6 protein-coding genes are annotated in these 13606 nt (G+C 67.0%); all 6 read left to right on the plus strand.

What is annotated here, in order from left to right; all coding sequences use genetic code 11:
• Positions 1-580 precede the first annotated feature (580 nt).
• The 6 genes from FFS52_RS09690 to FFS52_RS09715 all read left to right on the plus strand — a co-directional run bounded on the left by FFS52_RS09690 (position 581) and on the right by FFS52_RS09715 (position 13548).
• Positions 581-787, plus strand: coding sequence for a hypothetical protein (locus tag FFS52_RS09690; RefSeq protein ID WP_137809550.1), 207 nt, complete (start codon positions 581-583; stop codon positions 785-787).
• A complete protein-coding gene (locus FFS52_RS09695; protein ID WP_137809551.1) occupies positions 784-1662 on the plus strand; it encodes a glycosyltransferase family 2 protein in 879 nt (292 codons plus the stop codon). Before FFS52_RS09690 ends, FFS52_RS09695 begins: the two co-directional genes overlap by 4 nt.
• A gap of 228 nt (positions 1663-1890) precedes the next feature.
• Positions 1891-3339, plus strand: a complete 1449-nt coding sequence (locus FFS52_RS23665; protein ID WP_171011595.1) for an ATP-binding cassette domain-containing protein — start codon at positions 1891-1893, stop codon at positions 3337-3339.
• 1 nt (position 3340) lies between these two features.
• A complete protein-coding gene (locus FFS52_RS09705; protein WP_137809552.1) occupies positions 3341-4171 on the plus strand; it encodes an ABC transporter permease in 831 nt (276 codons plus the stop codon).
• Positions 4171-5040, plus strand: a complete 870-nt coding sequence (locus FFS52_RS09710) for an ABC transporter permease (protein WP_137809553.1) — start codon at positions 4171-4173, stop codon at positions 5038-5040. Before FFS52_RS09705 ends, FFS52_RS09710 begins: the two co-directional genes overlap by 1 nt.
• Before the next feature lie 372 nt (positions 5041-5412).
• Entirely contained in the window at positions 5413-13548 is an 8136-nt protein-coding gene (locus FFS52_RS09715) for a non-ribosomal peptide synthetase (protein ID WP_137809554.1), read from the plus strand.
• Positions 13549-13606: the final 58 nt, after the last annotated feature.

The following is a 13606-nucleotide window of genomic DNA, read 5'->3' on the forward strand; positions in this document are numbered from 1 at the left end:
ACCTCCGCCGAGATCGCGCTACGGGTCGGCTACGCGAACGCCGAGACTCTGCGCTCCCTCCTGCGTAGGGAGCGACGCCGTTCCTGACCTATCGCCATGCCTGTAGCCGGTGTGCTAGTGCTCGACTGGAACCACCTCTCAGCACGTCGCGTCGACGCTCCTGCGTCGCCCCTGGACGACCCACTCGACACGCCCGCAGCACAGGTCATGTGACGTGTCCCGGCTTCGCGGACGGTCGGGGTTGGGTGGCTGTGATGTCGCTGCGTTCTCGTCGAGGGGGTCAGCAGACTCGATCAGGGTCGATTGGGATGAGACGCGAAGGCGGTCAGGTCAGGGCGGCCGAAGCAGGCCGGCGGGGTAGCGTCGGTCACGTCGAGGTCTTTCGGATGGATGGCGTAGGAACCTCCATCGTCGGGAGATCTCGACGTCTATCTGCGGACCGACGCGTTCGGCCGACCTACACCCTCATCTGGGAAGAGCCGCTAATTCCTGCTATTCCCTTTCACCTCGACGAAAAAGAATGTCGGAAACACGCTATTTGATGTAGAAGTTCGTGCATTTCTCGGTATCATTGCGGCCAATGAATACTGCGCTTCACAAATCTGATGCTCTTGCCGATTTGCAATCGTTGATCCGTGTGTACTCGAGCAAGCATCATTGTCTGGCGCTTGCGGTCGTTTTAGGAGAACACAACCAAATCAACTTGCAAAAACGATTTCATGAATGCCCGCAAGGTGTACGAACGTTGGTCAGTGTCGGTCCGTATTTGGTGGTGGGGGCGTTGTGAGCACACTTTCGGTGATCGTTCCGGCATATAACGAGGCCGACACGATCAGACGATGCCTGGACCATCTGATCACCCAGACCAGGCACGTCGACGAGATCATCGTCATCGACAACTCGTCGACGGACACGACCGCGGCCATCGTCGACGAGTTCGCGGAACACAACGACAACGTCCGGCGCATCGTCGAGCCTCGGCCCGGGGTCATCCCGGCGCGCAATTGTGGATTCGATTCCGCCACGTCGGACATCATCGCAAAAACCGATGCGGACTCGTTCGTGCGGGAGGACTGGGCCGAGCGGATCGTGACGTTCTTCGATTCCGAGGAAGGACAGGCTTACGACGGTCTGACGGGCGTGGTACTCACCTGGGACGGTCCGTCCCGGGTATTACAGCGTCGCCTCGTGACCCTGACGCTGGGCGAGTTGGCCGACGGGGGAAAGATCGGGGGTCTCAGCGGCCCTAATTACGCGATCCGTCAGGTCGCATGGAAACAAGTGCGGGATTCGCTGCGGTCCGACCCGGACATCTGGGAGGAACTCGACCTGAGTCTGGCTTTGTCCGACTGGGGCCTGATGATGTATTTCGACCCGCGCGTCCAGGTAGACACCTCGTGCCGACAGTTACGTCACTCACCGTGGCAGAACCGCTCCTACATCGCCGGTGGTGTACGCACGGCCGCGCGGCGGGGCGACGATGCGGCGGTGAAGGTGCTCCGGGTCGATCGGCCGTTCCGATTCTTGGGATTCACCGTGATGTGGTTGTTGTTCCGGCCTTGGGATGACGAGAAGCACAACTGGCGCCCACATCGACTGCTCATGCCGCTCGAACGGCGCCGCGCCCTCGTCACCTGTGAACGCCGCGCCGACGACCGGTGACCGCGGTGATGGCGTGCGGCGGGTCGCGAACGCCCGCGTAACCTTTCCGCCCGGCCCGACGACAAATTCGTGAATGACGGACCGGGTCAAATTCGTCCGAAACGGCGAATCGTGCGTAAGTTTGTTGTCGTGGATGCCTAGCTTCAGATGGTCGTGCCCCGCCCTGCGGAGTCTCGGCTGACGAGCGGGCTGTCCGTGTTGTCCTGTCGTCGACGCGTAGAGGAAGACATGTCCGAGGCCAGTGGTCAGCGACCCTCAGTCGCGTCCTACGAGCCGCGTCATCAACGGCACGACCCGCCCCTTCCGCCACTGCCCGAGGACCCGTTCGTACTGCCGGACCCGGTAGCGGAGCAACTTCGGCGCTGGCGTGCCGAACGGGAGAGTCCCTCGACGCCGACCGCGGACGACGCGGATTCGGACGTCACCTCACCCAACGGCTATACCGCAGGCCCGGCCGCCCGGGCCCCCTATCGCGCCGCACCGCCTGAGGACGAGGCCCTCGTCGGCGAGCGCCCTGTTGATGGGGTGCGTGGCGGCGGCGATGAACGGGCCGACCAGCAAGACTTCGCATCCCCGGATCACAACGGCCACGTCGTCGAGACGGCACCGTTCGATACACCGGCGCGGATGGTTCCGCAGTGGCATCGACCTCCGGCCGATGGGTCCGGATCGCCGACAGTTGCCGTGCCGTCGCCGGAGCCGCCCCCGCCGACCACCGCGGCCTCATCAGGGCTCGCGATCGAGGCCAGGAACCTGCACAAGAAATTCAAGGACATGGTCGCCGTCGAGGACGTGAGCTTCACCGTCCCGGCCGGCAGCATCGTCGCGTTGCTCGGGCCCAACGGCGCGGGTAAGACCACGACGGTCAACATGCTGTGCACCCTGTTGAAGCCCGACGGCGGCACCGCCACCGTGAACGGTCACGATGTCGCACACGACGCGGCATCGGTCCGGAAGTCCATCATGCTGACCGGGCAGTTCGCCGCCCTCGACGAGGCCCTGACCGGCCGCGAGAACCTGGTTCTGTTCGGTCGTCTCCTCGGCCTCGACAAGTCGGCTGCCCGCGCCCGCGCCGACGAACTGCTCGACGCCTTCTCGCTGACCGATGTCGGCGGCAAGCGGGTCCGCGAGTATTCCGGCGGTATGCGCCGACGGATCGACATCGCCTGTGGACTTGTCACCGCGCCGCGGATCGTCTTTCTCGACGAGCCCACGACCGGGCTCGATCCGCGCAGCCGCCTCGAGGTCTGGTCGCTCGTGGAGAAGCTCCGCGACTCCGGTGTCACCATCCTGCTGACCACCCAGTATCTCGAAGAGGCCGACGTCCTGTCCGACAACATCGTCGTCATCGACAAGGGGCGGGTCATCGCCGAGGGAACGTCCGACGAGCTGAAGGCGTCGACCGGTGCGGCCTACTGCGAGGTCACACCCGCCGACCCCGCCGACCGTGCCCGGCTCCGCGACACCCTGGCCGATCTCATCGCCGGTCACGTCCAGGGCGATGACGACCACTTCGTCGCGGTGCCGGCGCCGGACGGCCCCGAGACCCTCGTCGAGGTCATCCGCCGGACGGCGGCGGCCGACATCCCGCTGTCCGACGTCGCGATGCGGCGGCCATCGCTCGACGAGGTCTTCCTGGCGCTGACCGATCCGCGCCGGGACCGGAGTTCGACCTGACATGACGACTTCTGACGTACTGCGATCGGGGGCGACGTCGTCGGGATCGGTCACAACCGTGCTGACCGAGCCGCGCGTGCGGCCTGTCCAGCAGTGGTGGGCGCTGTCCGGTCGCGGGATCTCGAAGGTGTTCCGGGGCGGCGAGGTGATCTTCGCGTTCGTGTCCCCGGCCTTCCTCGCGATCTGCTTCTACCTACCGCTGCGCAGCATCGTCGAGGTCACGCCCGGGATCAACTACGGGCAGTTCCTGATGCCGATCATCGTGCTGCAGTCGGTGAACTTCGCTGCGTCCTCGGCGGCGATGCGTGCGGCCTTCGACGGCGTCCAGGGGATCAACACCCGGTTCCGGGTGATGCCGATGTCGCCGGTGATCCCGATGTTGGCACGGACCGCGACGAACGGTGTCCTGCTGGTGATCTCGCTCGTCTGCGCGGCGGTGGCCTGCCTGATCATCGAGTGGCGTCCGGGCGGCGGTCTGTGGGGCACCGTCGGGCTGTTCGGTTTGGCGTTCCTGATCGGCGCCCTGTTCTCGTGGGCGGCCGACGGCCTGGGACTGGTGGCCGGAAGTCCGGAGGCCACCAGTCAGGCGCTGGCGCTGCCGACGCTGATCCTGGGCATGATGTCCACGGGGTTCGTGCCGCTGATCCAGTTCCCGGAGTGGATTCAACCGTTCGTGCGCAACCAGCCGATCTCGCAGTTCGCGGATTCGATGCGCGCTCTCGACGCCGGGACCGCCACATGGCACCAACTGCAGCCGTCGCTGTGGTGGTGCGCCGGCCTGGCCGCGACCGCGCTGCTTCTGCTGGCGATCAGTACGCGGAGGGCGCGCTGATGAGCGCCGTCGACGTGAGCACGGCGACCGTCGGGGAACCGGGCGCCCAGCGACAATTCTTGACGACCGCAGCCACCGACGTGCCGCGGGAGTCGTCGTTCCGGGCGTGGTGGCACCAGAGTCTCCCGCTCGCCGGCCGACAGATCGTGGTGTTCGTCCGCGACGTCCCTACCCTGATGCAGGCGCTGCTCTTCCCAGCGCTGAGCATGATCATGTTCAAGGTCGTACTCGGCGACGCCATCGGGTCGGCAACCGGCCAGAACAGTGCCTATGGCACGGTGCCGCTGGTGATCCTCGTCGGTGCGATGTTCGGTTCGATCGCCTCGGCGACTCGGCTGAACCGGGAACGGGCCACGGGTCTGCTGGCCAGGCTGTACGTCCTGCCGATCCATCGGGCGGCCGACCTCACCTCGCGGGTGATGTCCGAGCTGGTCCGCATCCTCGTGACGACGCTCATCCTGCTCGCCGCCGGCCACCTGATCGGTTTCCGGTTCACCCAGGGGTTCGGATCGGCGATCGGACTGGTACTGGTGGCTCTCGCGTACGGCGCCGCGTTCGCCACCCTCACCCTCGCACTCGCCGTCAGCGCCCGGCCGGGAGCGCCGATCGTGCCCTATCTCGGACTGGCATCGAGTCTGCTGATGTTCTTCAATTCCGGTTTCTCGCCGATAAGCGCTTATCCCACCTGGCTGCAGCCGATCGTCGCTAATCAACCGATGACCCCGGCCATCGAAGCCATGCGTGCGCTGGCCGCGGGCGGTCCGCTCGCCGAGAATCTGGTGAAAGTCGCGGTTTGGACCGTGGTGATTCTGGTCATTTCCATCTATCCAGCTCTTCGCGGTTATCGAAAGGCCGCAAGGGACCGATGACCGCGAACCGATCCAGTGGCGTCCGGGTAACGAATGACGCTCGGTATGGCTTCAGCCGCGCCGACGTGGACCGCCCCACCATCGGCCGCGCGCACATCCACGCTGGTCAGAGTCCTATGCGCCCAGCGCGACGCCCGTCGGGGGCGGTTGTCTCGCCGGGCCTGGACACGCCGCGGCAGGTAACAAGGAAGGTGGCGTCGGCGATGGCATTCTCAGAGGCTGGCCCCGCATCCCGGTTTCATGAGACCCCCTCGCGTGAAATAGGATGGAGATTCTGTGTCGGCGTCCGATGTGGAGGGTCTGAACGATTACCAACGGCAGTGTCGTGAGGTCTAATCGACTGCAGGACTAGCGAGGGAGAGTTCAGAGGACGTGGCAATCGCCGATTACCGTGCGGGTACGCCGGGTGACGTGGACGAGACCATTCAGGTCCTCCCGCTCACCGCGGCGCAGCGCGGCATGTGGTTCGCCGAGTCGCTGTCGTCCGAGTACTCGGTCAACATCGCTCAGTACGTGGACATCCGCCACGCGCCGGGTGGACTGGACATCGACCTCTTCGCCCGTTGTTGTGAAGAGGTCGGGAAACTCGTTGAGTCGCCCTTCGTCCGTCTGACCGAGATCGACGGCATCCCCATGCAGTACGTCGACGTCGACTTCGATCAGACCGTCGACATCCTCGACTTCCGTTCCGAGGCCGACCCGGTCGCCGCGGCGATGGCGTGGATGCAGGCCGAGTACCGACAGCCGGTTGATCTCCTCACCGACCAGTTCATCATCGTCTCGATCCTGCTGATCTCCGACGATCGCACGTTCTGGTACAACCGCGCCCATCACATCATCATCGACGGCTATGCCGCGCTGTCGATCATGCGGCGCACCGTCGACCGCTACAACGCTCTCCGCCGGGGAGAGGAACCGCGCGACAAGCCGCCGGCCACCATGGCCGACATCGTCGCCTACGAAGAGGCCTACCAGGGCAGTACCCGGCGGCAGACCGACCGCGCGCACTGGCTCGACCGCGTCGCGGACCTGCCGGAGCGAGTGACCCTGTCGAAGGTCGGCACCGCCGGTTCGCTCTCCTTCGACAACGTCGTCTCCAGCGCCGCCCTCGACCCCGATCGGCAACGCCGGTACGAGGCCCTCGCCGGTGAGCTGAACAGTTCACTGGCCGTCCTGATGACCTCGGCGTTCGGCGCGTTCCTGGCGCGCATGAGCAATCACGACGACATCGTCCTCAGCCTCCCGGTCACCGGCCGGGCCACCGCCAAGATCAAGATCTCCGGCGGCATGGTGTCCAACATTTTGCCGATCCGGTTGCGTGAGGTGGCCTCGAAGTCGGTGCGGGAGCTGATCCAGACCGCGCAGCTCGAACTGACCGGCGCATTGCGGCACCAGCGCTACCGGTCCGACGACATCCGTCGCGACGCCGGTCTCGATCAGAGTTCGGTCTCGTTCGGGCCCACCATCAACATGGTGTTCTTCGACGAGCAGGTCGCCATCGACGGCACCGAGATGGAGTACCGGATCCTGACCTCGGGCATCCTCGAGGATCTGCTGATCAACCTGTACCAGTCGAGCCCTGGCGCACCGCTGGTCGTGGACTTGCACGGCAACCCGAACCTGTACGCACCGGCCGAACTCGACGCGCTGCACCAGCGATTCCTGACGTTCCTGGACCGGTTCCTGTCGGCGGAGTCACTCGATACCCCTGTCACCGACATCGGCCTGCTCGTGGACAGCGATCACCGGTTGCTCGAGTCGCTTCCACAGCCACATCCGCGGGCGGCCACGCCGACCCTCGTCGAGATGTTCGACGAGGTCGCAGCCGCCCATCGTCACCGGGGAGCGGTCTCCGACGCCGACGGCACGACCCTCAGTTACGCCGAGCTCGCGAGCCGCTCGGACGCGATGGCGCGATCGTTGCGCGCTCGCGGTATCGGAGCAGGCGACCTGGTCGGCGTCGCGACGGCTCGCGACACGAGTCTCGTCGTGGTGATGCTCGCCGTGCTGAAGGCGGGAGCGGGATACCTGCCACTCGACACCGGCAATCCGGAAGAGCGTCTGCGTTACATCGTCGACGACGCCGCCCCGGCGTGCCTGATCGTCTCCGACGGCGATCGGCCCGGGTGGGCGGGGGAGTGCGAGGTCGTCGAGGCCGGACATCTCCTCGACGAGGCGGGGACTCCGGAAGTCGCCGCGGTCCCGGTACCGCGCGGCCCGCGGACCCCGGAGGCGACGGCCTACGTCATCTACACCTCCGGGTCGACGGGGGCGCCCAAGGGCGTCGAGATCGTGCATCGGAACGTCGCCACGCTGCTCGACGCGGCGTCGGCCGACTTCGAGTTCACGCCCGAGGACGTGTGGTCGGTCTTCCACTCCTACGCCTTCGACTTCTCTGTGTGGGAGATCTTCGGCCCGCTGCTCACCGGCGGTCGTGCGGTGATCGTGGACCGGATGGTCGCCCGTGCGCCCGCCGAGTTCCTGCAGTTGCTCGCCGACGAGCAGATCACCGTGGCGTCCCTCACGCCCTCGGCGTTCAGCATCGTGGCCGACGTCCGGCGCCGCACCGGAACGCCGTTGGCGTTGCGCTACATCGTCTTCGGTGGCGAGGAGCTGCGCTTCGACGAGGTGCACAACTGGTACGAGGCGTTCGGTGACGATATCGAACTCGTCAACATGTACGGCATCACCGAGACGACGGTCCATGTGACCTACCGTCCGCTCGATCCCGATCTGGTGCGCGACGAGAGTGCGAGCCTCATCGGCCGTCCGTTGAACTCGCTCGGCCTGCGGGTCCTCGACAACCGCCTGCGTCCCGTGCCCGAGGGTGCGGTCGGCGAGATCTACGTCGTCGGCGGTCAACTCGCAAGCGGGTACCGCAACCGCCACGGCCTCACGGCGACCCGATTCGTCGCCGACCTGCACGGCACCGGCGAGCGGATGTACCGGTCCGGCGATCTGGGCCGGCGGATCGGTACCGACGTCCAGTATCTGGGGCGCGCGGACACCCAGGTGCAGTTGCGGGGATTCCGGGTGGAACTGGGCGAGGTCGAGACGGCGCTGCGCGCGGTCGACGGCGTCGCCGCGGCTGCCGCAGTGGTCACCGACGCGGCATCGGCCGGCGGGGCGAAGCTGATCGGTTATGCAGTCACCGAAACCGGTTGCGGGCTCGACGAATCGGCCATCCGCGAGCAGGTGCGCGCCCATGTGCCCGGGTACATGGTGCCCGACGTCGTCATGTTGATCGACGAACTGCCCCTGACCGCCAACGGCAAGCTGAACCGGCAGGCGCTGCCCGAGCCGGTGTTCGCGCGCGATGAACGGGTCGCCTACGTCGCGCCGTCGACACCGCGCGAACGTGAAGTGGTCGCGATCGTCGAAGAACTGCTCGACATCGAGCCGATCGGGCTGCAGGACAACATCTTCGCGCTCGGTGCGGACTCGCTGACCGCGGCCCGGCTGGCCTCGCGACTGCGTACCGTCGCGGGCCTCGACATCAAGCTCGCCAATGTCTTCGAGAGCCAGAGCCTCGGCGACATCATCCGGGTCGCGACACCGGTGACCGACGACGCCGCCGCGCGCCGCCCGGAGCTCGTGCCGCAGCCGCGCCCGGACCGGATTCCGTTGGCCTTCAGCCAACGTCGTCTCTGGTTCATCAACCGGCTGGACCCGACCTCGCCGGCCTACAACATCCCGGGGGCGGTTCGGCTCGGTGCCGACGTCGACGCCGCCGCGCTGGCCGCCGCGATCGACGATGTCATCGCGCGACACGAGCCGTTGCGGACGACATTCCCCGACGAGGACGGGGAGACCTACCAGTTCATCCATTCGGCGCAGGCGGCTGCTGCGGCCCGGTTGTTCGACGTGGTCGACGTGGCACCCGTGGACACCGAACGCAGGCTCGCCGACTTCGCCGTGACCGGTTTCGACCTGAACTACGAATATCCGGTCCGCGCACGACTTTTCCGCTCCGTGGCGCCCGACGGGACGCTCGATCACGTCCTGATCGTCGTCATGCACCACATCGTCGGCGACGGTGCTTCGCTGGGACCGTTGATCACCGACGTCCTGACGGCCTACGCCGCGCGGCTCGCTCACGAGCAGCCCGCATGGCGCCCGCTGCCGGTGCAGTACGCCGACTACGCGCTGTGGCAGCGCGACGTCCTGGGGGAGGCCGCCGACCAGAATTCGGTCATGGCGACGCAGCTCGACTTCTGGCGCACCGAACTGGCGGGGATGCCCGAACTCATCTCGTTGCCCACCGATCGCGCGCGACCCATCCGGCCGTCCGGTGCGGGCGGCTACGTCGACACCCTCCTCGACGCCGACACCGTCGCCCGGCTGCACGCGGTGGCCGCTCAGCACGGCGTGACCGTCTTCGCGATCTTCCACGCCGCGCTCGCCGTGGTGTTGTCGCGTCTGTCCGGCAGCGACGACGTCGCCATCGGCACCGCCATCGCCGGCCGGGACGAGCCGGAACTCGCCGACCTGATCGGCATGTTCGTCAACACCCTCGTGCTCCGCACGCGGGTGCATCCCGACACCGACCTCAACAGTCTGCTGAGCGAGGCCAATCACACTCGCGCGCAAGCACTCAGCAACGCCGATGTGCCCTTCGAGCAGGTCGTGGACGCGGTGGGTGCCCGCCGTTCCACCGCGCATTCGCCGCTGTTCCAGGTCGAGCTGGTGATGCAGCACGATCAGGTCGAGCGGCTCTTCGAGGACGAGGCCGGAATCAGCCTCATCGACGCGCGGGCACCGTTCGCGAAATACGACCTCTCGCTCAGTGTCGTCGAGTACGCCGATACCGGCGACCACGCCGGGCAGATCTCGGCCGCTTTCGGGTATGCGCGTGATCTCTTCGACGAGTCCACCGTCGAACGGTTCGCGCGCTACCTCCACGACGTGCTCGGCGCGATCGCGGATTCGCTCGAAGCGGACGACGCCGGCCGGGCGCTGCGCGTCGACGACCTGTTCGCGTTCCCCGAGGCCGAGGTGGACATTGTCCGGGGCTGGTCACAGGGCGCCCGTCGCGAGCCGACCGCACCCGATCTCTCGGCCGCGCTGCTGACCGGGTACCGACAGGACCCCGAGGCGGTCGCACTGGTCTTCGCCGACCGCGAAGTCACCTACCTCGAATTCGCTCTCCGCGCAACGGCTCTGGCCCGCCAGCTGATCGCGGACGGCGTCGGTCCCGATGTCGCGGTGGCGGTCTGCATCCCGCGGTCGGTGGAGCTGCTGGTCGCGGTGCACGCGATCGTCCTCGCCGGCGGGCAGTACGTGCCGCTCGACACCGAGGCGCCGGTCGATCGCGCCGACTACATACTCGAGACCGCCGGTACCCGGCGCGTACTCGTCGGACCAGGGGCCCGCCCCGCCGTGGTCGACGACCTCGCAGATCGCGTCACGATCACCGTGGTCGACGCCTCGACCGAGGTCGACTCGGACGCCGCGCCGTTCGACTCGACCGAGCGCAGCGTGCCGCTCAATCCCGAGAACGCCGCATACACGATCTTCACCTCCGGCTCCACCGGACGACCCAAGGGCGTCGTGGTGTCGCATGGCGCGATCGTCAACCGGCTCGACTGGATGCAGAAGTACTACACGCTCACCCACCGTGACGTCGTACTGCAGAAGACGCCGGTGACCTTCGACGTATCGGTGTGGGAACTGTTCTGGCCGTTCATCTCCGGGTCGCGGCTGGTGGTCGCGGTGCCCGGTGGTCACGGCGACCCGTCCTACCTCGTCGACATCATCCAGCGCGAGGACGTGACGACGCTTCACTTCGTGCCGTCGATGCTGTCCACGTTCCTCGACGTCGTCGGTCCGGACCGGCTGGCCGAACTGAGCTCGTTGCGTCAGGTGTTCACCTCGGGGGAGGCCCTGACCGCCTCGACCGCGGGTGGCCTGCGCACCGCGCTGCCCGCCGTCGGGTTGCACAATCTGTACGGGCCCACCGAGGCCGCGGTCGACGTCACCGAACACAACGTCCGCGGTTCGGAGACCGTCGTCCCGATCGGGCGGCCGGTGCCCAACACGACGATCCACGTCCTCGACCACCGGCTGCGTCCGCTCCCGGTCGGCGTGCCCGGTGAGATCTATCTCGGCGGCATCCAACTGGCGCGCGGATACGTCTCGCAGGGCCGGCTCACCGCCGAACGCTTCGTGGCCGACCCGTACGGTTCGGCCGGGTCGCGGCTCTACCGCACCGGCGATCTCGGCAAATGGAGCCCCGCCGGAGAGATCGAATATCTGGGCCGCAACGACTTCCAGGTCAAGCTCCGGGGTCAGCGCCTCGAGCTCGGCGAGATCGAGTCGGCGCTGATGTCGGTGCCGGGCATCGTCCACACGGCGGTCACCGTCGCCGACCTCGCTGCCGGACAGAGTCTCGTGGCCTACTACTCGCCCGACTCCGTCACCCCGGCCGAGGCGCAGTCGCATCTGACCGGAACCGTGCCGGAGTTCATGGTGCCGACGATCTGGATGCCGTTGCCGGGCATGCCGCTCAACTCGGCGGGCAAGGTCGATCGAAAGGCGTTGCCCGCGCCGGTGATCGAGACCGCCGAATTCGTGCCGGCGAGCACGGAGACCGAACGGATCGTCGCGCGGGTCTTCGCCGATGTCCTGGGCGTGGATCGGATCAGCGTGGCCGAGTCGTTCTTCGACCTCGGCGGGAACTCGCTGAGCGCGACCAAGGTCGCCGCCCGGTTGTCGGCCGACCTCGAGGTCGACATCCCCGTCGCCGCGGTGTTCGACGCGCCGTCGGTGCGCGCGATGGCGACGTTCGCCAGCGACCACGGAACTCCCTCGCGCCGTCCGCGTCTGGCGGCTCGCACGCACGGGGACCGCGCCCCGCTGTCGGCCGTACAACGCGGCATGTGGCTGATCAACCGGGCCGATCCGGCGTCGCCGGCCTACAACGTCGCGATGGCGCTGCGCCTGTCGGGACAGTTGGACACCGACGCGATCGGAGGCGCCATCGAGGACCTCATCGACCGCCACGAGTCGATGCGGACGCGCTATCCGCTGATTGACGGCGAGCCGATCCAACTCGTGCTCGACCGAGACGCGGCACTCGAATTGCTCGAGCGCAGCGTCGTCGACGTCGATGGCGACCCCGTGCCGGTGATCGCGGAGTTCACCGGCCGTGGCTTCGACGTCACGATCGCCCCGCCGCTGCGGATGATGTTGCTGCGACTCACCGAGACCGAGCACATCCTGGTCTTCGTCGTCCACCACATCACCGCGGACGGCGCCTCGATGCTGCCACTGGCCACCGATGTCATGACCGCCTATTCGGCTAGGGTGGCCGGCCGCCGGCCGGAGTGGCAGCCGCTCGCGGTCCAGTACCTGGACTACACGCTGTGGCAGCAGGAGGCACTCGCCGTCCCCGGGCCCGACGGGACGACCGAGGCGGACCGACAGCTCGCCTATTGGGCCGACCGGCTCCACAACGCGCCGGCCCGGCTGGAGTTGCCGACCGACCGTCCCCGCCCGCGGACGCCGTCCTTCGTCGGCGAGGAGGTGCGCTTCGACATCGACGGCGGCCTGGTGCACAAGCTCGAGGCGGTCGCGCGCCAGCACAACGCGACACTGTTCATGGTGATGCAGACCGCACTGGTGGTGCTCCTGAGCCGGCTGACCACCCAGCGCGACATCGTGATCGGCACCCCGTTCGCCGGGCGGGGTCAGCCAGAACTCGACGGCATGGTCGGCATGTTCGTCAACACCCTGGCCCTGCGGTCGCGGCTCCAGGACGAAGAGAAGTTCGCCGAGCTCCTCCAGCGGGTCCGCGACGAGGACCTGGCGGACATGGCGAACGCCGAGATCCCGTTCGATACGATCGTGTCATCTGTTCTCTCCTCGCCGCCCACCAGTTACAACCCGATCTATCAGGTGATGTTCGCCTACCAGAACTTCACCATCCCCTCGCTCGACATGGACTCGATGACGATCGCACCGGTATCCGAGCAGTTGACCCCAGCCAAGGTGGATCTCCAGCTCACGTTGTTCCCGAACGACTTCGGTGCACCGGCAGCAAAGGACGCTGATTCAATGACGGGCCAGTTGATCTACGCCGCCGACATCTTCACGAAGAACACGGTCGAGAGCTATGCGCAGCGGTACCTGCGAGTACTCGAGGAGGTGTCGGAGAACCCGCAGGTGCTGGTGGGCGACATCGACATCGTCACCGCGGCCGAACAGGCGGCGGCCGGTGACATCGCCGACGCCGAACGCGCCGTCTCGCTCCCCGATCTGGTGGTCCGTGCCACCGCCGCAGAGCCGGATGCGGTGGCGGTCGCGCATCAGGGCGCCCAGGTAACGTTTGCGGTGCTGTCGTCGATCAGTGATGCGATGGCTGCCGCACTCCCAGATCCGGATTCGGCCCTCACCACCGCATTGATGAGCCTCTTGCCCGGCCTCGCGGTGTCGGGGCCTGACGCCCTCGGCGACGTGCTGGGAGAGCTCCGCACGAACGCCCTCCGGGTTGTGGATGGCGCGCCGTGACCGGAGACGGGTCCCGCGGGAACGAAGCAGTTCAGTCGACCGAAGGAATGACTCAGAC

This window comes from Gordonia sp. ALPHA1B1, assembly GCF_005502615.1.
In the GTDB taxonomy this organism is placed as follows: domain Bacteria; phylum Actinomycetota; class Actinomycetes; order Mycobacteriales; family Mycobacteriaceae; genus Gordonia; species Gordonia hongkongensis.

Coding starts and splice junctions, on each gene's coding strand:
- FFS52_RS09690 (WP_137809550.1), top strand. CDS start 581: ATGAATACTGCGCTTCACAAATCTGATGCTCTTGCCGATTTGCAATCG.
- FFS52_RS09705 (WP_137809552.1), top strand. CDS start 3,341: ATGACGACTTCTGACGTACTGCGATCGGGGGCGACGTCGTCGGGATCG.
- FFS52_RS23665 (WP_171011595.1), top strand. CDS start 1,891: ATGTCCGAGGCCAGTGGTCAGCGACCCTCAGTCGCGTCCTACGAGCCG.
- FFS52_RS09710 (WP_137809553.1), top strand. CDS start 4,171: ATGAGCGCCGTCGACGTGAGCACGGCGACCGTCGGGGAACCGGGCGCC.